General features: G+C 35.4%; 23 protein-coding genes. 12 read left to right on the top strand and 11 right to left on the bottom strand.

Features of this window, described 5'->3' with window-relative positions:
• Positions 1–48 precede the first annotated feature (48 nt).
• Genes ABVM53_RS04340 through ABVM53_RS04320 form a run of 5 tightly spaced genes read right to left on the bottom strand, consistent with a single transcriptional unit; the run spans position 49 to position 3,232 of the window.
• A complete protein-coding gene (locus ABVM53_RS04340; RefSeq protein WP_405329852.1) occupies positions 49–861 on the bottom strand; it encodes a TPM domain-containing protein in 813 nt (270 codons plus the stop codon).
• Complete coding sequence (locus tag ABVM53_RS04335; protein ID WP_128758272.1) at positions 858–1,298, bottom strand: TPM domain-containing protein; 441 nt, start codon at positions 1,296–1,298, stop codon at positions 858–860. Before ABVM53_RS04335 ends, ABVM53_RS04340 begins: the two co-directional genes overlap by 4 nt.
• Positions 1,298–1,915: a LemA family protein gene (locus ABVM53_RS04330; protein WP_128758273.1), complete on the bottom strand. Its 618-nt coding sequence runs from the start codon at positions 1,913–1,915 to the stop codon at positions 1,298–1,300. The genes ABVM53_RS04335 and ABVM53_RS04330 overlap by 1 nt, the downstream gene beginning before the upstream one ends.
• 10 nt (positions 1,916–1,925) lie before the next feature.
• Positions 1,926–2,255, bottom strand: a complete 330-nt coding sequence (locus ABVM53_RS04325; protein ID WP_028376493.1) for a MerR family transcriptional regulator — start codon at positions 2,253–2,255, stop codon at positions 1,926–1,928.
• Positions 2,255–3,232 (bottom strand): M23 family metallopeptidase, encoded by a 978-nt coding sequence (locus ABVM53_RS04320; protein ID WP_371457546.1) that lies wholly within the window; start codon positions 3,230–3,232, stop codon positions 2,255–2,257. The genes ABVM53_RS04325 and ABVM53_RS04320 overlap by 1 nt, the downstream gene beginning before the upstream one ends.
• Before the next feature lie 129 nt (positions 3,233–3,361).
• On the opposite strand from ABVM53_RS04320, the gene alaS reads away from it, so the two are divergent.
• From alaS to ABVM53_RS04290, 6 genes are all read left to right on the top strand, one after another.
• Complete coding sequence (gene alaS / locus ABVM53_RS04315) at positions 3,362–5,974, top strand: alanine--tRNA ligase (RefSeq protein WP_405329847.1); 2,613 nt, start codon at positions 3,362–3,364, stop codon at positions 5,972–5,974.
• A 6-nt stretch (positions 5,975–5,980) separates the two neighbouring features.
• Positions 5,981–6,928 carry a GSCFA domain-containing protein gene (locus ABVM53_RS04310; protein WP_405329844.1) on the top strand — a complete coding sequence of 316 codons (948 nt, stop codon included), beginning with the start codon at positions 5,981–5,983 and terminating at the stop codon, positions 6,926–6,928.
• Between the two features lie 103 nt (positions 6,929–7,031).
• Entirely contained in the window at positions 7,032–7,757 is a 726-nt protein-coding gene (locus ABVM53_RS04305; protein WP_405329841.1) for an NUDIX hydrolase, read from the top strand.
• Between the two features lie 198 nt (positions 7,758–7,955).
• Positions 7,956–8,570: a DUF4230 domain-containing protein gene (locus ABVM53_RS04300; RefSeq protein WP_371457542.1), complete on the top strand. Its 615-nt coding sequence runs from the start codon at positions 7,956–7,958 to the stop codon at positions 8,568–8,570.
• Between the two features lie 22 nt (positions 8,571–8,592).
• A complete protein-coding gene (locus ABVM53_RS04295; RefSeq protein WP_405329838.1) occupies positions 8,593–10,383 on the top strand; it encodes a PAS domain S-box protein in 1,791 nt (596 codons plus the stop codon).
• On the top strand, positions 10,370–10,765 hold the full coding sequence (locus tag ABVM53_RS04290) for a response regulator (protein ID WP_405329835.1): 396 nt from the start codon (positions 10,370–10,372) through the stop codon (positions 10,763–10,765). Before ABVM53_RS04295 ends, ABVM53_RS04290 begins: the two co-directional genes overlap by 14 nt.
• Here the strand turns inward: ABVM53_RS04290 and ABVM53_RS04285 are convergent.
• Entirely contained in the window at positions 10,757–12,526 is a 1,770-nt protein-coding gene (locus tag ABVM53_RS04285; RefSeq protein WP_405329832.1) for an aromatic amino acid hydroxylase, read from the bottom strand. The genes ABVM53_RS04290 and ABVM53_RS04285 overlap by 9 nt on opposite strands.
• A 118-nt stretch (positions 12,527–12,644) precedes the next feature.
• Between ABVM53_RS04285 and ABVM53_RS04280 the strand changes: the two genes are divergently transcribed.
• The gene (locus ABVM53_RS04280; protein ID WP_405329829.1) at positions 12,645–13,397 is read left to right on the top strand and encodes an enoyl-CoA hydratase/isomerase family protein; all 753 of its coding nucleotides are present in this window, start codon (positions 12,645–12,647) and stop codon (positions 13,395–13,397) included.
• Between the two features lie 34 nt (positions 13,398–13,431).
• Here the strand turns inward: ABVM53_RS04280 and ABVM53_RS04275 are convergent, their stop codons facing one another.
• Both ABVM53_RS04275 and ABVM53_RS04270 read right to left on the bottom strand, forming a co-directional pair.
• On the bottom strand, positions 13,432–13,965 hold the full coding sequence (locus tag ABVM53_RS04275; RefSeq protein WP_405329827.1) for a DUF4136 domain-containing protein: 534 nt from the start codon (positions 13,963–13,965) through the stop codon (positions 13,432–13,434).
• Positions 13,966–14,031: 66 nt separating this feature from the next.
• The gene (locus ABVM53_RS04270) at positions 14,032–14,193 is read right to left on the bottom strand and encodes a DUF5522 domain-containing protein (protein WP_164916334.1); all 162 of its coding nucleotides are present in this window, start codon (positions 14,191–14,193) and stop codon (positions 14,032–14,034) included.
• 88 nt (positions 14,194–14,281) lie between these two features.
• Between ABVM53_RS04270 and ABVM53_RS04265 the strand changes: the two genes are divergently transcribed.
• Positions 14,282–14,620, top strand: coding sequence for a hypothetical protein (locus tag ABVM53_RS04265; RefSeq protein ID WP_405329823.1), 339 nt, complete (start codon positions 14,282–14,284; stop codon positions 14,618–14,620).
• Here the strand turns inward: ABVM53_RS04265 and ABVM53_RS04260 are convergent.
• Positions 14,609–16,273, bottom strand: a complete 1,665-nt coding sequence (locus ABVM53_RS04260) for a hypothetical protein (protein ID WP_405329820.1) — start codon at positions 16,271–16,273, stop codon at positions 14,609–14,611. The genes ABVM53_RS04265 and ABVM53_RS04260 overlap by 12 nt on opposite strands.
• Positions 16,274–16,514: 241 nt before the next feature.
• Between ABVM53_RS04260 and ABVM53_RS04255 the strand changes: the two genes are divergently transcribed.
• Genes ABVM53_RS04255 through hemL form a run of 3 tightly spaced genes read left to right on the top strand, consistent with a single transcriptional unit; the run spans position 16,515 to position 19,616 of the window.
• On the top strand, positions 16,515–17,477 hold the full coding sequence (locus ABVM53_RS04255; protein ID WP_405329819.1) for a 1-aminocyclopropane-1-carboxylate deaminase/D-cysteine desulfhydrase: 963 nt from the start codon (positions 16,515–16,517) through the stop codon (positions 17,475–17,477).
• A gap of 4 nt (positions 17,478–17,481) precedes the next feature.
• Positions 17,482–18,321, top strand: a complete 840-nt coding sequence (locus ABVM53_RS04250; RefSeq protein WP_405329816.1) for a glucosaminidase domain-containing protein — start codon at positions 17,482–17,484, stop codon at positions 18,319–18,321.
• Between the two features lie 2 nt (positions 18,322–18,323).
• On the top strand, positions 18,324–19,616 hold the full coding sequence (gene hemL, locus ABVM53_RS04245) for a glutamate-1-semialdehyde 2,1-aminomutase (protein WP_405330845.1): 1,293 nt from the start codon (positions 18,324–18,326) through the stop codon (positions 19,614–19,616).
• A 63-nt stretch (positions 19,617–19,679) separates the two neighbouring features.
• Here hemL and ABVM53_RS04240 read toward each other — a convergent pair whose 3' ends face one another.
• Entirely contained in the window at positions 19,680–20,168 is a 489-nt protein-coding gene (locus ABVM53_RS04240; protein ID WP_405329813.1) for a DUF4890 domain-containing protein, read from the bottom strand.
• A 184-nt stretch (positions 20,169–20,352) separates the two neighbouring features.
• Positions 20,353–22,044 (bottom strand): lysine--tRNA ligase, encoded by a 1,692-nt coding sequence (lysS, locus tag ABVM53_RS04235; protein WP_405329810.1) that lies wholly within the window; start codon positions 22,042–22,044, stop codon positions 20,353–20,355.
• Positions 22,045–22,250: 206 nt separating this feature from the next.
• Here lysS and ABVM53_RS04230 point away from each other — a divergent pair, with 206 nt between their 5' ends.
• Positions 22,251–22,403 carry a YqaE/Pmp3 family membrane protein gene (locus ABVM53_RS04230; RefSeq protein WP_128758289.1) on the top strand — a complete coding sequence of 51 codons (153 nt, stop codon included), beginning with the start codon at positions 22,251–22,253 and terminating at the stop codon, positions 22,401–22,403.
• Positions 22,404–22,409 lie beyond the last annotated feature (6 nt).

Raw genomic sequence — 22,409 nt, 5'->3', positions numbered from 1 at the left:
GTTAATTATAACCCACTGCTGAATATTAATTTTTAGTTTGAAAAGGCATTACCAGCCTCCAGATGCTCCTCCACCTCCGAAGCCTCCGCCACCGAAGCCTCCTCCAAAACCGCCTCCGCCACCGAAGCCTCCACCTGATGATCCTCCAAAACCACCACCGCCTAAGCCTCCTCGGCCTAAGCTGCTTAGTATAATCACGTCTAGTAAAGTGCCTGCGCCACTGCGGCGTCCGCCATTTTTACCACCACCGCCACGAGTACGACTTAGGATAAAAATAATTACTATAAATATGATAATTATAGGAAGCAGGCTCACTGGATTTGAGTTGTCTTTTTGGCGAGTACCTTGATATTCTCCCTGAAGCATTTGAAACAGCGTATCTGCAGCTTGATCTAATCCAGCATAAAAATCCCCGGTTCTAAACTGCGGAATCATTACTTGATTAACAACCTGCTCGGCCATTCTATCGGTAATAATTGTCTCTATACCGTAACCAGTATTAATATCTACCTTACGGTCCTGCGTAGCTAGAGTGATTAAAATTCCGTTATCTTTATCTGCCTGACCAATTCCCCATTTTTGTCCCCATTTTGCACCCAGAAGACTTATATCTTCTCCTTTTGTACTTGGGATTACAACAACAACAATTTGTGTAGAAGTGGTATCGCTATATTTTACAAGCTTGTTCTCTAAGGCAGATTTTTGACCAGAACTTAAAAGTCCGGCGTAATCATAAACGCTCGTTTGCTCTGAAGGTTTTTCAGGGATATCAAACTGAGCAAAGCCCTTAAGAGAAAAGCTAAGGATAAAGACAATTAGAAATGCTTGTCTTAAATTAAATACTTTAGATAGATATATCAAGAGGTCGAAATTTGATCAGAAAGTTCGTTAATGTCATCTTCATCCCACGGAAAGAATTCGGCGAGTTGTTTACCCGCAGACTCTATCCCGTTAACAAGGCCATTTTTGAAATGACCTTGTTTAAATGCTGCCTGCATAAGGTCTTTTGTACTCTGCCAAAAATCTGAAGGAACTACATTGTTTATACCACGGTCTCCGCAAATCGCAAATTTTTTGGCATCAACTGCAACATAAATAAGCACTCCATTTTCCGCTTTAGTGTTATCCATCTTTAATTGATGAAAAAGTACTTTAGCACGTTCTAGCGCCTCTCCCTTACAAGTGCGTTCTAAATGAACACGAATCTCACCAGAAGTCTTTAATTCTGCCAGTCGTATTGCTTCTACAATTTCTTGTTCTTCTTCCGCAGTTAAAAATTCTTCTACCAGAGATGCCATTATGCCGCCTCTTTATTGTTGAAATCAAAGTTTACATCGGGAGCATTTTGTGCACCTTCGTCTGCCTTGAAATAACCCATTTCTTCAAAGTTTCCTATAAAGTTGTTTACGATATTATTTGGAAATGTCTTAATGTGTTTATTATAAGGAGCGATAGCTTCATTATATCTGTTACGCTCAACATTGATACGGTTTTCAGTACGTTCTAATTCGTTGATAAGCTCTTTAAAATTTTCATTTGCTTTTAGATCAGGATAACGTTCGACTGTTACTAATAACCTTGATAAAGCAGAGCTCACACCGCTTTGAGCTTGTTGAAATTGTGCTAATTGTTCTGGAGTAATATTAGAAGGATCTATATTAACACCTGTAGCCTGAGAGCGTGCTTCAATAACATCGGTTAAAGTTTTTTGCTCAAATTCTGCATAACCTTTAGCTGTGTTTACAATATTCGGGATAAGATCTGATCGTCGTTGATAAGAGCTTTCTACGTTACCCCATTGTGCCGTAGCATCTTCTTGTAGTGTTACTGCGGTATTGTAAAAACCTTTAAAAAAACTGTAGATAATAATACCCAGTATAACTACTACAATAAGTGCGATAATTCCTTTTTTCATGATTACTTGGTTAGAGTTGATCTTTTAATTCCTGAAGTTGAGCTTTTATATTCTCTAACTTTCTGATGAGATCAAATTTATTTAATGTTTGTTGTTTATTTTCTTTTAAATGTGTTTTTGCTCCTTCTAGTGTGAAGCCTCGTTCTTTTACGAGATGGTAAATAAGCTCAAGATTTTTTATATCTGTAGGCGTGAATTTACGATTACCTTTAGCATTTTTTTTCGGCTTTAATACATCAAATTCTTTTTCCCAAAAGCGTATAAGAGATGTGTTTACATCAAAGGCATCAGCCACTTCGCCAATACTGTAATATAGTTTTTCGGGTAATTGAATGTGCATTAATCCAGAGATTGATTTTCGAGTTGTGCTTTTTGTAAAATTACATCAAACTCTTCTGGTGAAAGGTTTCCGTAGTAAAAATTAATTGGGTTTATACGTTCTCCATCCTTAAAGATCTCGTAATGCACGTGAGGCCCTTCAGATCGCCCTGTGCTTCCTACAAAACCTATTAAATCGCCACGTTTAACTCTAGCGCCTGGTTTAACATTGTATTTGTACAAGTGCGCATATAAACTTTCGTAGCCATAGCCGTGGTTAATACGTATGTGATTGCCATAACCAGTGGCGTTATTGTCTGCTCGGTCAACAACTCCATCACCGGTCGCATAGATCGGCGTACCCCGAGGAGCCGTAAAATCCATACCCCAGTGCATTTTTCGTTCTTTTGTAAAAGGATCAGATCGCAAGCCGTAACCAGAGGCGAGTCTGGTAAGATCTTTATTTGCTACAGGCTGAATTGCAGGTATTGCAGCAAGAAGTTTTTCTTTTTCCTCTGCCAGCACAGCAATCTCGTCTAGAGATTTACTTTGTACCACAAGCTGCTTTGTTAAAATATCGAGACGTTTACTAGACTCAATAATGCGTTTTGAATTGTCGTAACCTTCTAAGTCTTTGTATCTGTTTACACCACCAAAACCAGCTTTACGTTGCTCATCTGGTATGGGGTTTGCTTCAAAATAAAGTCTGTATATGTTGTTGTCGCGCTCTTCAATCTCTCCTAGAACGGTTTGCACCTGATCTAGTTTTTTATTGAGTACGCCGTATTGCATTTTCATATTCTGCAACTCGCGTTGCAAGGCTTTCTCACGAGGTGTTTCTAAATCGGGAATATTTAAATAAATTAGAAGCAATATAAAACCGGCTAGAAATGATGCCACAATAGATAAAAAGACATAACCTAACTTACGACCCTTTTTCTTTTCAATTTTTTTATAAGAAAGGGTATCTCTGTCGTAATAATATTTAACCTTAGACATTAGCTAATTTATTCTATTTTTGCGTTAAAATTTTCGGCTAAAAATCCGCTTATTAAAAGGGGAAACGAACAAATATAAAAAATAGTTTGGCGTTAATTTAAATCTGCCAAACGCTATTAAAATCTGCACATGAAATCCCAAGAAATCCGCGATAAATTTCTAGAATTTTTTAAGTCCAAAAATCATTCCATAGTTGCCTCTGCACCAATGGTCATTAAAAATGATCCTACGTTGATGTTTACCAATGCAGGAATGAACCAATTTAAGGAATTTTTTCTTGGTAATAGCATTCCTAAGAATACCCGTGTTACTGACACTCAAAAATGTTTACGCGTAAGTGGTAAACATAATGATCTGGAAGAAGTAGGAAAAGATACCTACCATCACACTATGTTTGAGATGCTAGGTAATTGGAGTTTTGGAGACTATTTTAAAGAAGAGGCTATTAACTGGGCCTGGGAACTACTAACCGAAGTTTATAAAATAGATAAAGACAAACTATATGTTACCATTTTTGAAGGTGATAGTAGTGAGAATCTTGAACGCGATACCGAAGCATACGACTTGTGGAGTAAGCATCTATCTGAAGAGCGTATTCTAAACGGAAATAAAAAAGACAATTTCTGGGAAATGGGTGATCAAGGCCCATGTGGACCGTGCTCAGAAATTCATATTGATTTACGTAGCGAGGAAGAGAAGGCTAAAGTTTCTGGAGCTTCTCTGGTAAATGCAGATCATCCTCAGGTAGTTGAAGTATGGAATCTGGTATTTATACAATACAACCGAAAAGCTAACGGAAGTTTAGAAAATTTGCCTGCAAGACATATTGACACAGGTATGGGCTTTGAACGCCTATGTATGGCACTTCAGGATAAAAAGTCTAACTACGACACAGATGTATTTACCCCGTTAATACGAGAAATAGAAACTATTACAAATTCTAAATACGCGGTTAAAGAAGAAACGGATATAGCAATACGCGTAATTGCAGATCACGTTAGAGCAGTTGCCTTTTCTATTGCAGATGGTCAATTACCTAGTAATACCGGAGCTGGTTATGTGATTAGACGTATTCTACGTCGAGCTATACGTTATGGTTTTACGTTCTTAAATACTAAAGAACCATTTATATATAAGCTTGTAGCTGTTTTAACTGAAGAAATGGGGAAAGCATTTCCTGAATTAAAGAAACAGGAGAATCTTATTTACAATGTGATTAAAGAAGAAGAGCAAAGTTTCTTGCGTACCTTAGATCAAGGTTTAATTCTTTTAGATTCCATTATTGCAGATACTACCGGTAAAGAAGTATCAGGAACAAAAGCTTTTGAGCTTTACGATACTTATGGTTTCCCGATAGATTTGACAGCACTTATTTTAAGTGAAAAAGGATTCACTCTGGATGAAAAAGAATTTCAGGCAGAATTACAAAAACAAAAAGACCGTTCTCGTGCTGCCGGTAAAATTGAAGCTGGAGACTGGACCGTGTTACAGGATGATGCAGAAGAAGAGTTTGTAGGATATGATACTTTAAAAACTCCGGTTAAAATCACGCGCTATCGTAAAATAAATACAGCAAAGGAGGGAGATCAATATCAGTTAGTATTTAACCTGACTCCTTTTTATCCTGAAGGAGGAGGACAAGTAGGAGATAAAGGTTACTTAGAATCAGCTAATGGTGATGTAGTTTATATAACCGACACTAAGAAAGAAAATAATCTAATAATCCATATTACAAAAAATCTGCCTGAAGATGTTGCTAATACTTTTACGGCAGTTGTAGATCAAAAGCAACGCAACAGATCTGCAGCTAATCATACCGCAACACATTTATTGCATCAGGCATTGCGCTCTATTTTAGGTACACACGTCGAACAAAAAGGATCTATGGTTCATAGTGGTTATTTGCGATTTGATTTTTCTCATTTTGCCAAAGTAACTGCAGACGAACTCAAGCAAATAGAACTTTTTGTAAATGCGCGTATTCAAGAACAATTAGTTTTAGAAGAGCAGCGTGCAATCCCTTATGATCAAGCGATTGCCGAAGGTGCTATAGCGCTTTTTGGAGAAAAATACGGAGATGCAGTGCGTGCTATACGTTTTGGGAAATCAATGGAGTTATGTGGAGGTACGCACGTTGCAAACACGGGAGATATCTGGTATTTTAAAATTAAGTCTGAAGGAGCCGTTGCTGCAGGAATTCGACGTATTGAAGCAATTACCGGAGATGCGGTGATGGGGTATTTTGAAGATCAAGATGAAGAGTTAGAGGCGGTAAGAGACTTACTTAATAATTCTAAAGAGCCTGCTAAAGCTATAGGTAGCTTACAAGAAGAGAACAATGAACTTAAAAGGCAACTTGATGTTTTATTAGCTGAAAAAGCTAAGGGTTTAAAGAACGAACTCAAAACTGAAGTTAAGGAAGTAAACGGTATAAATTTTCTGGCGCGTGAAGTAGATCTTGACGCAAATGGAATCAAGGATGTCTCATTTCAATTAGGTGGTGAAATTGACAATTTATTTATCCTGTTAGCTTCTCGTCAGGGTGGTAAGGCTTTATTAAGTTGTTATATAGATAAAAATCTAGTTAAAGAGAAGAACTTAAACGCGGGTACGATTGTACGTGAACTTGGGAAATTTATTCAAGGAGGTGGAGGCGGGCAGCCATTTTTTGCTACCGCAGGAGGTAAAAATCCTGAAGGAATAGCGGCAGCTTTAGAGGCTGTAAAGGGTTATTTAAGTTAAAAACTATTGAAATTACAGACACTTATACCATTAAAGCAAGTTGAGAATCAGATACATATTGATTCTCAGCTTCTTTTAGTGGGTAGCTGTTTTGTTGAAAATATAGGGAGAAAATTAATCGATTTTAAATTTAAGTCGGTTGTAAACCCATTTGGGATTTTATTTCACCCAGAAGTTATAGCGCGTACATTTGAGTATGCTGTTAATAATAAAAAATTTACAGCTTCAGATGTCTTAAAGGTAGGTGAGACTTATGTTTCATTTGATGCTCATTCTCAATTAAATGATGCTGATCAAAATGGAATTTTAGAAAATTTAAATTCTGCTCTAGAAACATTGATTTCAAGTTGTGTGGCATCGTCACATATCATTATCACACTGGGAACAGCCTGGGGTTATGACTATAAACTAGAAAATAAGATTGTTGCTAATTGCCATAAAATACCACAACGTGAATTTGACAAAAAGTTAGCTTCACTAGGGCAAATAGAAAACGCTCTTATACGAATTATAAATTCGATTTATAAGTTAAATACCGATGCACATATAATTTTTACAGTCTCTCCGGTACGCCATATAAAGGATGGTTTTATTGAAAATCAACGCAGCAAAGCCCACCTTATCACAGCAATTCATAATATACTTGATTCCCATACAGACGTGGGTTATTTTCCATCTTATGAATTAATGATGGATGAATTAAGAGACTATAGATTTTACGATAGAGATCTTATTCACCCTAATGATCTAGCTGTAGATTATATATGGGAACGGTTTTCTACTAGTTATTTTTCTTCGGGAACTCAGGCAGTGTTAAAACGTATAGAAGAGATACAACGAGGATTATCACATAGAGCTTTTAATCCTGAATCTAAAAATCATCAAGATTTCCTGAAGAACTTACAGAATAAGATTGATAATTTACAAGACAGCTTTCCATATATACGATTTTAAAATATTTTGAATTAAGTATAATAATATTATGCTGCTTTAAAAGTCTAATTACTTGGGTATTTGATTAAATTTAGAGATCCGTTTTCAAAACATATAATTAAGTATGACATTAAGTTCTGCCAAAAAAATGAATCTTCAGCATAAAGATTTTTATTCAATAAACGACAAGATTTATGTCGCTACAGATTGCATAATTTTTGGTTTTGATGATGGTGATCTTAAGCTACTTATTTTTAAACGTAAACAGGAACCAAACGCAGGCATCTGGTCGTTAATAGGTAGTTTCGTTAAGCTAGATGAAGATGTTAATAATGCTGCCAGACGTGTATTAGAAGAAATTACAGGGCTGAGTGAGCTTTATTTAGAACAATCAAAAACGTACGGCAATGCAGATCGTGATCCGGGTTATCGTTGTTTATCCGTTGCGCATTATGCACTTATACGCATAGGTGATTATGATAAAAAACTAGTAGAAGAGCATGGTGCTTACTGGTATACGTTAAAAGATCTACCTACATTAGCATTAGATCATAATAAAATGGTCTCTGATGCTTTAGCTATTCTGAGACGCAAAGCGCGTTATGAACCTATAGGTTTTGAGCTTTTGCCAGAAAAATTTACAATACCTCAAATGCAAAAACTGTATGAGGCAATTTACCAGCGAGAATTAGATCCCCGTAATTTTAGAAAAAAGCTTCTTTCTCATAAGGTGCTGATTAAGCTTGAGGAAAAGGATAAATCAGGATCTAAGCGCGGTGCTTTTTTATATCGGTTTGATTCAGAAAAATATGAGCAACTCAAAGAAAGTGGTTACAACTTTGAGATCTAAAAAAAAAAGACATGGCTATGTGTTTTTAGATCCTACTATGTAGCGATAGGGGATTTATAAGTTTTTAAGGGGATTCGGTTTTGACTAAAGAACCAATAAATCTAAAGTTTAAACTTTCACAAAACCCAGGCGTAAGTTTTTTATTAATTTAATTGTAGCTATTTTTAATCAAAATTTACTTCACAAGTAGCACAATTTATGCGCAGAATTCTCATTGTTATTATACTTATCGTTTTAGGTATTTTTACATATCTCTACTTTAAAGATAAAAGTGATCAACGGGTCGAACTAGCGCAGGCTACTGAATTGATCGAGAAAGAGATAAAGAATGTAGGTAAGCTGGTAGTAACCGAAGGCTCATTTGCTCAAGTATTTACGTATAAAGATTCTAAGAAAATGTATCTTGATCTTTTGACGGCAAATAAAAAGGCATTAGTTGTTGTGAACGCAAAAGTTACAATTGCTTATGATTTAAGAGCTTTGGAAACAGATGTAGATGTTTCTAACAAAACGATTACAATAACCCATATTCCAAAAGCTGAGATTAATATTAATCCAGATATTGAATATTATGACGTAAGTCAGGATTACTTAAATCAATTTGACGCGTCAGATTATAACACGATTAAAAAGCGAGTAACGGCTAGTGTGAAAAAGAAAGTTGAGGCTTCAGATCTTAGAAAAAATGCGGAAAACCGACTTATAGCTGAACTTTCTAATATATATGTGGCGGTAAATACTCTCGGATGGACCTTGAAATACGATACCACAGAAATTAATGATTCTCAGGAATTGAGGAATATTTTAAAATAATTTTCCTTTAAAGATTAGACTAATGAAAAACATTTCTTCCACAGTTCAAGCTATTAATGTATTGCCAGGATCTATGGCTGTATATGATAGAAAGCTAAATTTGTTAGCTTCATCTAAAGAATGGCAGAGTGGTGTGCAATTTGAATTAGCACAAGTAAACAGTTCAAAATCAGATTTGTTAGATAGGTTTGACGCCAGTCTTAAAGAAGCGTTTAATTTTGATACTTCCTATTTTGTAGAGGATCTTCCTGCTAAGAAAATTCGTTATAAGTATAAATTTAGCAAGTTTGAAAATGAAGTAGAGCCGCTGGTTTTAGCACAACGTATTTTATATACTAAGCCAGAGGAATATCGTAAAGAAGAACTTTTAAAGCAAACTAATAATGTTGCATTTATAGGTTTTTGGGAGCTTAATTTAAGCACAAAATCTATTTACTGGTCTGAGGTTACTCGTAAAATTCACGAGATACCAGATGATTTTGAGATAGAATTAGAAACAGGGATAAACTTCTATAAAGAAGGAGCAGATCGTGAGTTAGTCACTCAAGTAATTGATAGAGCCATAGAATATGGGGAGCCGTGGGATGAAGACTTTACGTTAATCACCTATTCTGGTCGAGAAATATATGTAAATGCAAAATGCCAGGCAGAATTTGAAAATGGGAAATGCGTTAGATTACTAGGTACTTTTCAGGATATAACAGATCGCGTTTTAAAAAATGAGCAATTACGTATTAGCGAAGAGCAATTTAGACTTGCATTTGAAAATACTCCTATAGCATTTTTGATTATTGATATTGAAAATTTTAAAATATTAGAAGTTAATGCTGCTGCAGAACAAGTATTTGGATACAGTAGGAATAAGTTTATAAAAAAGAAGATTACAGATTTGTATGAGCCTGAAGAGTTTCAGAAAAATTATTTGCTCATCAAAAACTTACTGCATCAAAATTCAAGAAAGTTTGAAAATGAACAAAAGTTTGTAGGCAAAGATGGAAATTCAATTTTAGCCAAGACCTATTTCTCATTAAACTGTGATTCTAAGGGAATTCCTAAAAAAATAATTGCCCAGATTCAAGATATTACAGAACTTAAGAAGAAAAATGATGAGATAAATCGTTTTGTAGAGGTTACAACAAATCAAAACACGCGGCTTATAAACTTTGCACATATTGTTTCTCATAATCTAAGATCTCACTCGAGCAATATTGGGATGTTAATCGACTTCCTTAAAAATGAGAAACAAGAAGAGGAACGCGAGATGCAGTTTGAAATGCTTGTGCAGGCATCATCTATGCTTACTGAAACTATAACGCATTTAAATGATGTAGTTTCTGTAGATATAAACTTTCAGGAAAAAGAACAGGTTAATCTGTTTAAGTTTATTGAGAATGGAATACGCTCGGTACGTGGTTTAATGGTTGAGGTGAATTTTCAAATCGTTAATAGAGTTGCAGAAGATTTTAACGTGTATGCAGTTCCGGCTTATATGGAAAGTATTATTCTTAATCTTATAACTAATGCTATAAAGTATAGAGATCCCAAGCGTAGATCCTGGTTGCAAATATCTGCAGAGCGTATAAATGGTTATGTTATCATCACCGCTAGTGATAATGGTTTAGGAATAAATCTTGAACGTTACGGCGATCGCATTTTTGGGCTATATAAAACGTTTCATCAACATTCAGATGCTAGAGGATTAGGATTGTATATGACTAAATCTCAAGTCGAAGTAATGGGAGGTGCTATTACTGTTCAAAGTAAAGTAGGAGAAGGAACTACATTCACAATTAAATTACATGAAGAAAATTAAACTTGCTTGCATCGTAGATGACGATCCCATCTTTGTTTTCGGAATCAAAAAAATGATGAAACTCACAGAGTTTTGTGAGAATTTCCTAGTATTTGCTAATGGTCAGGAAGCCTTAGATTCTTTGACAGCAATTATAAATAAAGGAGGAGATATACCGCAGCTTATACTTCTTGACTTAAATATGCCTGTTATGGATGGATGGGAGTTTCTAGAAGAATTTACGAAGACAAATCCGCCTAAAGAAATTACAATCTACATCCTTACCTCATCAATAGACCCAAGGGATCTTAAGAGAGCTAAGCAGTTTAATAGAGTTTCTAACTATGTAATTAAGCCTATTACCATAGAAAATTTAGAGTCTATTAAAAACTCTTTAACCTAACTGAAACTGGTTAACTAGCTGCATACCATCATCTATTAAATGTTTAATTGCAGGTCTTTTTGTAGATATAGTAGTAAGATATTCAGCAATATCGCGCTCTAATTTTTTCATTTCATCCATTACGGCAATTTCATAAAGCTCTATGGAAAGTAACCAGTCGGTAGGATGGTGTTTTCTCAAAATATCAAATACAGCTTCCGGCGAAAATTTTGTGTCTTTTCCTTCTCTGTAATTGCGTACAGCCAGATATAGATCTTCTAATTCTTTACGTGCATCAGATTTTTTGGGTTTTAGAGTCGTACTGCTTACTTTATGATTTACCAGATTAAAAGAGTTGAAGTCTGCAGGGCCCGAAAATGCAGAAACAATGCGTTTACCCACTCCCAAGTGATAAATACCCCATTCTGGTTTAAAAAGTATGGTGTCGTTATGAGAAACTGTACAGTCTTTAAAACTGATAAGGATAATTTTACCATTAAGATTACGCGTTCCTGTAATTATTTCACCACTAACAATAATGTCTCCTTCAAATTTTAAAGTTATTTTTTCGCCTTCAAAAATTTTGTAGGCTTGTAAATCTTTAGGACTCATGTCTTCGATGGCAAGGTTTATACCATCTAGTTTTCCTAAAGCAGATCCATAACCGTGCGGGTGATTTGAAACTCCGTGACCTATTAATTCTTTTTCATGGTAAGCTAAAGCACTTTCCCCTTTAGTTTGAATGTAAGCGACCTTATTTTTATGAGATATCATACTTTCAAACACGCCTGAAATTTGCAGTCCGGTGCTAAGCTCAATAGTTCCTAAATTTTTACTTGCTATGAGTTTTTCGATACCTTCAGGACCACCTACACGAAGTGCCATTGTGTTTGCAAATTCTTCTAATACTTCACTTAAATAGGCAAAGTTAGGAGTAACGTAAAGTTGTGGTTGTGGTTTTGTGATATCAAATTCTTGATATGCAGCTTCGGGACTATATGCAATTTTCTTTACAGCATCAGTCATACACCAAGCGCTTTCTCCTATAGAAGATAACAAGCCTGCACCATAAATCTTAGGATCTTCTATAGTGCCTATCAAACCATACTCAACTGTCCACCAGTGTAAATTACGTATTAGAGCCATTTCACTAGGAACGCCCATATTTTTTTGTAAATAGTCAACTTCTTTTTCTGTTGCTTCAATTTCTGCAGCAGATGTGTCTTCCGATTCTTTCAAGATTGAAAGTTTACGCACCGCTTCATATAGTTGATAATCTTTTGCAGATGAGATTGCCTTGCAGCCTATTTCCCCAAAGCGTCTTAAATACTCTGCATATTCAGGGTTTGCGATTATAGGGGCGTGGCCGGCACCCTCGTGAATAATATCTGGTGCAGGTGTATATTCTATATGTTCTAATTGTCTTATATCTGAAGCGATGACCAAAACTTTATAAGCCTGAAACTCCATAAATGCAGCGGGAGGGATAAATCCATCAACAGCAACAGCAGCCCATCCTATTTCTTTTAGAATTCGATTCATACCGTACATATTAGGTATGTGATCTATAGAGATGCCCGTTTTATTTAAACCATCTACATAAGATTTATGTGCGACGGTGGCTAGATAATCAAAGTTTTTGCGCATAACATAGCGCCATACAGCTTGATTTATGGGAGTATATTCCTCATAGTTCTGAGGCTTTATGAATTGCTTTAAATGAGCAGGAAGACGCTCTATAAGTGGATTAGTTTCTATATTTTTATCTAATGCTGAATTCATAAAATCAAATTTACAAAGGTTGTCACCAAATTGACAATGTCAAATTTCTGACATTCTTAGTTTAGAAGTTTAAATTTGAGGAATATTTAATAATTATCATCATTTAGTAAAAATATTTATGCAAAGTTCTTTTGTTAGACTTGAAATTGAGAATGCTGTAGGTACAATAACCTTTTTCACACCCGATCATAATGCACTTCCTAGTGTGATTTTAAATGAGCTGGAAGAAAAGATTACTGATGCAAAAAATAATGATCAAGTAAAGGTACTTATTTTAAGAAGTGGAGGAGATCGAACATTTTGCGCGGGAGCAAGCTTTAAAGAGCTTATCGCAATTACTACTAAAGAGGAAGGGAAATCATTTTTTATGGGATTTGCACGAGTAATTCTGGCCATGCGTGCTTGCTTAAAACCTATAATTGTTAGAGTTCAAGGAAAGGCTGTAGGCGGTGGTGTAGGTATTGCTGCAGCTGCAGATTATTGCATTGCAACAAAATTTGCAGCGATAAAATTAAGTGAGCTATCAATAGGTATCGGACCTTTTGTAATTGAACCGGCAGTCACACGGAAATTGGGTGTTTCTGCAAGTTCAGAGATGACTTGGAATGCTGCTAAATTTTATGATGCTCAATGGGCAAAAGAAAAAGGTCTTTATTCTGAAGTTTATGATAGCCTTGAGGAAACGGATCTAGCAATCGATTCACTAGCACAAAATTTAGCCTCTTATAATCCTATTGCATTAAAAGAAGCTAAACAGGTATTTTGGAGAGACACAGATAATTGGCCAGCATTATTACCAGAACGCGCAGAAATTAGCGGGAGCCTCGTGCTATCTGAATTTACCAAAGAAAAACTAAAAGCATACGCATAAAAAAAGCCCTCAACTGAGGGCTTTTTTTATCTTCTTAATTAGAAGCCATTTGTTTAGGAGGATACTCTTGCATTATTTCTCCCACAATTTCATTTATTCTCTCTTGTTTCTTATCAACGCTTTTAGCTAGATAGCCAGTTCCTTGACCCTGCCATACAAGTTCTTTTTTTGAAGCATCTATGAGATCTATGTATAGAGTTCCTTCAGTAGAGCGAGAAACAGTGTTTCCAAATCCGGCACCGTAAGGTCCCCAAGCTCCCCATCCCCAACCGAAGTTGTTGTAAACGTCTACTCGCTGCTGAGCGGTAGTAAAAATACTAACTAACATAGTAGGATTATCAGATTTTACAAATCCCTTTGCTAGCATATTATCTTCGATAGCACGTAAAATTCTTTTTTTATCAAGATCAGAAATTTCAGCTTTATCGATTCCCGGTTTAAAAAATGCAAATGACTTGTACTCATTAAAATTTGCATTTTGATCATAATCTGATGATACACGCACAGAGCTACACGCTGAGAATACGGTAACTACAGCGATTAGCATTAAGAGTTTAAAATTTTTCATACGGCTTTTATTTATGTTATATAATATTGTTCTTATGTAGAAATCATCAAGAATTATACCATACAACTATTCTTTTGTTTTATCATATCCATAAGGGCAATGTCTGCATCCACTCTTGCAGCAGTACCCTCTCTTAAGGTGATATTGCTCTGTAAAACATCTATAACCCTCTGGGGTTAGGTAATAATCACCTTCTTCAACTGGAATTGGTTTTTTAAATTGAGTCACACTTAAAGGTATAAAAGATCATTTAGATTTGTTTAAATAAAGACTTAAATCTATTTTCGAATTCTAAGATTACAATTATACATTTTAAATGGCTATTATAATTTACGCACCCAGATTGTTTAAGAAGTTTATAGGTTGCGCTTTCTGGCCATTTATTCTCGTTAAAAGTGCAAGTCTAAAAAAGGATATTGTATTTATAAATCATGAACGCATCCATTTAAGACAGCAAATCGAATTACTTATAATTCCCTTTTACATCTGGTATGGTATTGAATTCTTGATTCATTTTTTGCGTTTTAAAACTCGATATGACGCTTATCGCGCAATCAGCTTCGAAAAGGAAGCATACGCCAAAGAACAAGATTTTGAATATTTAAAAAATCGAAAATTTTGGAGTTTTGTGAAGTATTTAAAATTAGTTTACTAAAGTTACGGTCATAGTCGCACGCTGCGCATCATTGTAATTATTAGAATTCTGAAAATTTTGCGTATCGACTCCGAAAACTCCTCGTCCTATGTTAGCTCTAGTCCATTCTTTACCCTGTACATTAAAGTTATAAGTTTCCCCTGCAGTTAAATCAACATTTACGATAATTGATGCATTTGCTCCAAATAATGAATATGTAGTTGGTGTGCCGCTTTGAGCATTTGTTTGATTTGGATAGATGCTTTTACCTGGCGCAATTATAATTTTTTCAGAAATACTTACATTATTAATTAAAAGGCGTATTGAAGCTTCTGCAAATCCGTCTTGCGTGGCTATAGTGTAGAATTCACCAGTATTAATAGAACCATTAGAATTCCTTAAGGGTAATCTGTATGTAGAATTAATAATTGTACCTGATGCATAATAACCATTAACTATTATTTGATATGTTCCTGTTCGTACTGGAGTAAATGATTGTGCTAATCCAGTAAGATTAACATAGTTTCCTAATGTATTACTAGCTATTACTTCGGAAGTCTGAACATATTGTCTGGAGTATTTATAATCATTCAATCTTTTCCATTCAGTTCCTGACCAATAATATAGGCCGGGTTGTACACGTGTAGCGCCACTACTTGAAGTAGCTGTATTGTAAACAAAAAGCCCAGTAGCTGGGTTTGAAATAGGTGTTGCACTATTTGTGGTGGATTGTAGAGCAACTCTATTTGGCAAAAAGCCTCGAGATGATGAGCTTAACTCTAGTGAAGCACTAACGTTTGGAGTATTGGTATTAACGCCCACATTGTCATTTCCTCCATCAATAAAGAGCGTGTTAGGATTATTGTCAGTTTCAATCCTAAAATCAAGATCTAAGCCTTTTTCATTAAATATGGTAGGTCCATTTGCAGCTATACGATGGTTGTATGTGTTATTTTCAAACAGATCTAATACTCCATCATCAGCAGTAGAGTATAGCGATGCGGTAACATCGTTAAGATTTGCATCACCTTCATATACATTTAAACTTTTGCTAATTGAGGTGGTTTGATTATCATTAAAAATTGCAGATGGGGTAAGATCTTCAGGAGAATTTTCATTACCCCCGGCAGCTATCACTAAACCTCTACTATTAGGTGATTCCATATAGATACTTGCATCATAGGCATTTCCGCTATTTCTAAATGCTAATCCGGTCTCAGTTGCATTATTTGTACGTTTTATGGTAATAGCATTTCGACCTACATTACTATCAAATTGTAAGGTCTTATCTTCTTGAGAAACAATACGATCTCCTGCTAACGTGCCATCTACAGTATAGATATTATCGCCTGTCGCAGCGGGAGTTGTAAGGGCAACCCATTTTGTACCATCCCAATAATAAAAACCTTCAGTTACAGCATTAGCTCCTGTTGTTACTGCTTGATTAAAAACTAATAAGCCTTTAGTAGCAGACGGTGTAATTGTAGTGTTATCCGTTATTCCTGTAAGACTTACTCGCGGAATTAAAAGGCCTTTATCTGATGCTTCTATATCAAGAAGTGATCCGTTTGCAGGTGTTGTAGTACCAATACCTACTTGTGCGTGTGAAGCTAATGAAAAGCACAACACGATAATTAAAAAGGAAAACTTTAGGGGAAGTAATTTTATTCGCATATAAAATTATTAGGGGCTATTAAATGTTATGGATATTCTTGTGGAGTATGCAAAAATATGTTTTTTATCGATATATAGTTGCTTTTTACCTGTATTTTAACTATTTAAGCATAATTAAAATGAGTGTAATATTTTACTTGAGTGAGTAATTATCGATTAAGTGCCTTGTAAAATAGATGTTTGTATTTCTAAGCTTTTGTGGCATAGTGTCACTTAGGATTAAAAATGTCATTATTTTTGTATGATAGAACCTATTATGGCCAATCCTGAGTTGCTTTTTTCTTCGGAAAATCAAATATCTATACAGCAAATAGATGATCCTATGTTTCAATCTAATAATGTTTTTGTTTCTATTTTGCGAGAAGATCTTTTGCATAAAGAAGTTTCTGGAAATAAATTTAGAAAACTTAAATACAATTTAATTGAGGCAACAAAACAGCATAAAAATACACTTTTAACCTATGGTGGTGCCTTCTCTAATCATATTGCAGCAACCGCAAAGGCCGGTCAAATTTGTGGTTATAATACTATAGGAATAATTCGTGGAGAAGAGCTAGGTATTGATTTAAATAAAACCCTTCAGCAAAATGCTACGTTACGTTTAGCTTATGATTGTGGGATGAGGTTTTATTTTGTTTCTAGATCTGATTATCGTGAGAAGAATTCGGCATCTTTTCGCGAAAGCCTAAAACAGAAATTTGGAGATTTTTATGAGATCCCAGAAGGAGGAACAAACCATCTTGCTGTAAAGGGGTGTGCAGAGATTTTAAATGAAAACACTGCAGAATACGATTACATTATGTGTCCCGTAGGAACCGGTGGAACAATCGCTGGTATAATTAATGGAAGTTTACCTCATCAAAAAGTTATAGGCTTTCCGGCTCTTAAAGGCGATTTCTTAGATAATGAAATTAAAAAATATACCCAGAAGCAAAATTGGGAATTGATTAAAGATTACAATTTTGGAGGCTATGCAAAGTTTAATTCAGAATTAATATCTTTTATAAATAACTTTAAAGTTAATCACAAGATTCAGCTAGATCCTATATATACAGGTAAAATGATGTATGGCTTAATTGATCTGATTTCTAATTCTTATTTTTCTAAAAATACCCGTATTTTAGCGGTCCATACTGGAGGTTTACAGGGAATTGCTGGTATTAACAACCGACTCCAAAAGGCCGGAAAACCTACTATTAAATAATACTATGATTAGAAAAATAACTGCAATCCTCATTATGAGTATTTTGCTAATAGGATGCGGCGGAAGCAAAAGAGCAGCAGCTAAAAAAAAATTAGCAACTCGGCCTGCAAAAACCTATGAAAACACTAATAAAACAGATAAAAGAGATACTCCTGCTGAGACTTCAGTTGAAACTAAAAAAGCATATGAGTACTCCTCTTTTTCTAGTGTTGAAGAGTATATAAATCATTTTGTACCTATTGCAAAAGAAGAAATGCGTCTTTATAAAATACCAGCAAGTATAACAATGGCTCAGGCAGTCTTAGAATCTGGTGCTGGTAATGGGAATTTAACAAAGAAAGCAAATAATCATTTCGGAATTAAATGTCATAATTGGACGGGTGAAGTGGTATATCACGATGATGATGAGGCCGGAGAATGTTTCAGAAAATATAGAGATCCTAAATTTTCATTTAGAGATCACTCGTTATTTCTTACCGGAAGATCGCGTTATGCAGATTTATTTGATCTGGAGCCAGATGATTATAAAGGTTGGGCAAAGGGATTACGCAAAGCAGGTTATGCTACAGATCCTAAATACCCTCAAAAACTTATAGCAATAATTGAGCGTTACGCTATGTATAATTATGATGCTGAAATATTAGGTACAAAAGTTAGAGATTTTAAGCCTGAGCCATCAGATAAAGTAGTTCTACATCGAGTTGTTAAAGGGGAAACACTTTATAGTATTTCGCGTTTATATAACTTAACGGTAGAAGAACTGAAAAAGAATAATGGATTAAGAGATAATACGATAAATGTAGGGCAGCAACTCAATGTAACCCCACAGTATAACGGATTTTAATGATGAATTATAAAAGAAGCAGTGCTTTATTTGTTGAAGCACAAAAGGTAATACCCGGAGGAGTAAATTCGCCCGTACGTGCATTTAAAGCAGTGGGCGGTGACCCTATTTTTGTTAAAGAAGCTAAGGGAGCTTATCTTTATGATGAAGACGGAAACAGATTAATAGATTATATCAATTCTTGGGGACCTATGATTCTAGGTCACGCTTATCAACCTGTTGTAGATGCTGTAGTAGCTAAAGCACAAAAGGGAACTTCATTTGGTATGCCCACAGAAATTGAAACCAAAATTGCTGAGTTAGCGGTAAAAATGGTTCCTGATATTGACAAAATTAGATTTGTAAATAGTGGTACCGAGGCTTGTATGAGCGCTGTACGTTTAGCACGAGGGTTTACAGGTCGTGATAAGATTATAAAATTTGCCGGATGCTATCACGGTCATTCAGATTCTTTTTTAATTCAAGCGGGTAGTGGAGCTGTTACTTTTGGATCTCCTAATAGTCCGGGAGTTACTCAAGGTACCGCAAAAGATACGTTGCTTGCTGAGTATAACAATCTTGAACATGTAAAGGAGATTTTTGAAAATAACAAAAATGAAATTGCGACCTTAATTATAGAACCGGTAGCTGGTAATATGGGTTGTATTCCTCCTGTACCGGGTTTTCTGGAAGGCTTACGGAAGTTGTGTACTGAACACGGAGCATTATTAATCTTTGATGAAGTAATGACCGGTTTTAGATTAGCTGCCGGTGGTGTACAGGAATTATCAGGCGTGCGAGCAGATATAGTAACTTTTGGGAAAGTTATAGGCGGTGGTTTGCCGGTAGGAGCCTTTGCCGCACGTGAGGAAATTATGAATTACTTAGCCCCTGTAGGTCCGGTTTATCAAGCAGGTACTTTAAGTGGTAACCCATTAGCAATGGCAGCAGGTCTTGCAATGCTGGAAGCTCTAGATGCCGATAAAGAAATATTTACAAGACTTTCAGAAAAAACTGAATACTTGCACAAGGGTATTAAAGAAGCCCTTGATGCGCATAACATTGCACATACTATAAACCGACTCGGATCTATGATTTCGGTACATTTTGCGGCAGATCCTGTAATAGATTTTAAATCTGCATCAAATGGAGCAAATGATACCTTTAAAAAATTCTTTCATGGATTATTAGATGAAGGCATTTATATAGCGCCAAGTGCTTATGAAACCTGGTTTATAACTGATGCTTTGACTTATCAAGATCTTGATGATACGATTACAGCTGTTGCTAAGGTGGCACCGCAATTAATCGATTAGTAATTTTAAAAAAAAATCCTGAGACTAAAGTCTCAGGATTTTTTTTAAATCTAGTTTTTGCGATTATCTGCGATCCCCTTCAGAACCTTTTCTGTCTTTAGATTTGTTGCCGCGTCTTCCATCGCGATTAGCCATACGATCGTGTCTTTTAGCTTTCATCTTGCGATACTGGTCAAACTGCTCTTCATTTAGAATGTTTTTCATCTTCTCTTGTTGAGCTATTTGTTTGTCTAGCATAGCGCTATAGTTAGCTTTACGCTCTTTTTTCATAGCCTCACGTTGAGATTCAGTTGGTTTTTCACCATTTTTTTTGCTTTCTCGAGAAGCTCTCATTGCCTTGCGCTCTTTTGCGTTGGCTAATTCTATATTGTAAACTTCTTTTTGTTGTTTTTCATCAAGAACCAATGCCAGAGTCATTCTTTTAGTTTGAATATCTGCTATTTCTTCTGGAGTAGCATCCATCATTTTCTTACCTCTTTCTTGACGATCACCGTTTTGTGCCAAAGCCGTTACTGAAACGAATAAAGCTACTATTGCAATTAATTTTTTCATATCTATTATTTTTTAATGTTATATATCTAAGACACGAATAGATTAAAAAGGTTTAAAGGACGGTGTGAAAAATAATATTTTAACGATCAGAATTGAGGAAAGATTGCTATAAATTCTGGTAAGTAAATAAACAAAAAAAACCTTTCAGTAGTTTCTGAAAGGCTTTTTCTAAAGGTATTTTTTATTATTCAATAAGAGATACGACCAGAGTTTCTCCTTCTTTTTCAACTTTGGCAACTTTTAATTTGGTAAGGCCTTTAATACCCTTATCCCATTTTTTATTACTTAAATCACTAGCAGTTTTAAGCGCTTCTAGTGGGATATTTTTTTCTTTTTTCAGAATAGTAAAAATTGCTTTTTCTTCTTCTGAAAGCTCAACAGGTTTGCGTTCTGGTTTCATCTGCGGAAAGAATAATACCTCTTGAATCGATGAATTATTAGTCATTAGCATTACTAACCTGTCTATACCAATACCTATTCCTGCTGTAGGGGGCATCCCATATTCAAGAGCTCGTAAGAAGTCCTGATCAATAAACATAGCCTCATCGTCTCCTTTCTCACTTAAAGCAAGTTGATCTTCAAAACGTGCACGTTGCTCGATAGGATCATTAAGCTCAGAATAGCAATTTGCAACCTCCTTACCATTTATCATTAATTCAAAGCGTTCTGTAAGATCTGGATTGTCACGATGCTGTTTGGTCAACGGACTCATCTCTTTAGGATAATCTGTAATAAATGTAGGTTGAATATATAAATGCTCACATTTTTCTCCAAAAATCTCATCAATGAGTTTTCCTACGCCCATGGTGTCATCTACTTCAAGACCTAATTTGCGGGCTATATCGCGTAATTCAACTTCATTTTTTCCATTTAAATCATATCCTGTATGTTCTTTAATGGCTTCAAGAATAGGAACTCGTGGGTAGGGAGCTTTAAATTCAATATCATTTTTACCTACGGTGAGCTTACTCTTGCCAGTTGCACTTACAGCAACCTTCTCAAGTAATTCTTCAGTCATATTCATCATCCAGTTGTAGTCTTTGTAAGCTACATAAAGTTCCATAACTGTAAACTCCGGATTGTGCGTGCGGTCCATTCCCTCATTTCTAAAATCTTTAGAGAATTCGTACACTCCATCAAAACCACCTACAATAAGACGCTTAAGATATAACTCATTTGCAATACGTAGATATAACGGTATATCTAGTGCATTGTGGTGAGTCATAAAAGGACGGGCAGAAGCTCCTCCAGGAATTGGTTGAAGTATAGGTGTTTCTACTTCAAGGTATTCTTTAGCATTAAAAAATTCACGTATGGTGTTTGTGATTTTTGTACGTGCAATAAATGTTTCTTTTACTTTACGATTAACGATTAAATCTACATAACGTCTGCGATAGCGTTGTTCTGGATCTGTAAAAGCGTCATGAGTTTTACCTTCTGCATCGGTACGAGGCTGAGGAAGAGGTCTAAGAGATTTACTTAGAATTTTAAACTCTTTTACCATTATAGTTTTTTCACCTACTTGAGTTGTAAATGTTTCACCGGTGAGGCCTATGATATCCCCTATGTCGAGTAATTTTTTATAAATATCGTTATATAACGTTTTGTCTTCTCCGGTGCAAATTTCATCTCGGTTAAAATAAACTTGTATACGACCAGAAGCATCCTGAAGTTCTGCAAATGAGGCTTTACCTTGAATACGACGTGTCATTAAACGACCGGCTAATGTAACCGTTTTTCCGTTTTCAAAATTGGCTTTTAAATCCTGTGAATTATGAGTTGTGATAAACTCGTCTGCGGGATAGGGATCTATGTTTAATTTACGTAGTTCCGCAAGTTTCTCGCGTCTAATAATCTCCTGTTCTGAAAGTTGCATAAGCTGTCTTTAATCCACCTAGTGGAATTTAATTGGATGAGGATTTACCTCAAAATACACGTGTCGTTTAAATAATTACAAATCTTAATTATAAAGACTTATTTATTAAGGCGCAAATATAACAACTCGCTTGCGACAAATCAATAACTGTAACAAAAGCTTCTTAGTTGTGTCAAATAGTTCATCAATCATCAAAAATCAAAATAATGAGTTTTTTAAGAGCGCTTGTGGCTATTTTTTTACCTCCGTTAGCTGTTTTAGATAAAGGCTGCGGTTCTGTACTAATCGTAGGATTGCTAACTATTTGTGGATGGATTCCTGGAATAATTGCAGCTTTAATTATTGTAAACAGAAAATAATTTACG

The organism is Leeuwenhoekiella sp. LLG6367-2.1 (genome assembly GCF_045055775.1).
GTDB classification, from domain to species: Bacteria; Bacteroidota; Bacteroidia; order Flavobacteriales; family Flavobacteriaceae; genus Leeuwenhoekiella; species Leeuwenhoekiella aequorea.
This window is presented reverse-complemented; position numbering and strand designations above follow the sequence as displayed.

Excerpts from the sequence above, each read along its gene's own strand:
- ABVM53_RS04280 (WP_405329829.1), top strand. The coding sequence starts at position 12,645 with ATGCAAAGTTCTTTTGTTAGACTTGAAATTGAGAATGCTGTAGGTACA.
- ABVM53_RS04325 (WP_028376493.1), bottom strand. The coding sequence starts at position 2,255 with ATGCACATTCAATTACCCGAAAAACTATATTACAGTATTGGCGAAGTG.
- ABVM53_RS04285 (WP_405329832.1), bottom strand. The coding sequence starts at position 12,526 with ATGAATTCAGCATTAGATAAAAATATAGAAACTAATCCACTTATAGAG.
- ABVM53_RS04335 (WP_128758272.1), bottom strand. The coding sequence starts at position 1,298 with ATGGCATCTCTGGTAGAAGAATTTTTAACTGCGGAAGAAGAACAAGAA.
- ABVM53_RS04265 (WP_405329823.1), top strand. The coding sequence starts at position 14,282 with ATGGCTATTATAATTTACGCACCCAGATTGTTTAAGAAGTTTATAGGT.
- ABVM53_RS04305 (WP_405329841.1), top strand. The coding sequence starts at position 7,032 with ATGACATTAAGTTCTGCCAAAAAAATGAATCTTCAGCATAAAGATTTT.
- hemL (WP_405330845.1), top strand. The coding sequence starts at position 18,324 with ATGAATTATAAAAGAAGCAGTGCTTTATTTGTTGAAGCACAAAAGGTA.
- ABVM53_RS04250 (WP_405329816.1), top strand. The coding sequence starts at position 17,482 with ATGATTAGAAAAATAACTGCAATCCTCATTATGAGTATTTTGCTAATA.
- ABVM53_RS04330 (WP_128758273.1), bottom strand. The coding sequence starts at position 1,915 with ATGAAAAAAGGAATTATCGCACTTATTGTAGTAGTTATACTGGGTATT.
- ABVM53_RS04295 (WP_405329838.1), top strand. The coding sequence starts at position 8,593 with ATGAAAAACATTTCTTCCACAGTTCAAGCTATTAATGTATTGCCAGGA.
- ABVM53_RS04255 (WP_405329819.1), top strand. The coding sequence starts at position 16,515 with ATGATAGAACCTATTATGGCCAATCCTGAGTTGCTTTTTTCTTCGGAA.
- ABVM53_RS04320 (WP_371457546.1), bottom strand. The coding sequence starts at position 3,232 with ATGTCTAAGGTTAAATATTATTACGACAGAGATACCCTTTCTTATAAA.
- ABVM53_RS04230 (WP_128758289.1), top strand. The coding sequence starts at position 22,251 with ATGAGTTTTTTAAGAGCGCTTGTGGCTATTTTTTTACCTCCGTTAGCT.
- ABVM53_RS04260 (WP_405329820.1), bottom strand. The coding sequence starts at position 16,273 with ATGCGAATAAAATTACTTCCCCTAAAGTTTTCCTTTTTAATTATCGTG.
- lysS (WP_405329810.1), bottom strand. The coding sequence starts at position 22,044 with ATGCAACTTTCAGAACAGGAGATTATTAGACGCGAGAAACTTGCGGAA.
- alaS (WP_405329847.1), top strand. The coding sequence starts at position 3,362 with ATGAAATCCCAAGAAATCCGCGATAAATTTCTAGAATTTTTTAAGTCC.
- ABVM53_RS04300 (WP_371457542.1), top strand. The coding sequence starts at position 7,956 with ATGCGCAGAATTCTCATTGTTATTATACTTATCGTTTTAGGTATTTTT.
- ABVM53_RS04240 (WP_405329813.1), bottom strand. The coding sequence starts at position 20,168 with ATGAAAAAATTAATTGCAATAGTAGCTTTATTCGTTTCAGTAACGGCT.
- ABVM53_RS04275 (WP_405329827.1), bottom strand. The coding sequence starts at position 13,965 with ATGAAAAATTTTAAACTCTTAATGCTAATCGCTGTAGTTACCGTATTC.
- ABVM53_RS04290 (WP_405329835.1), top strand. The coding sequence starts at position 10,370 with ATGAAGAAAATTAAACTTGCTTGCATCGTAGATGACGATCCCATCTTT.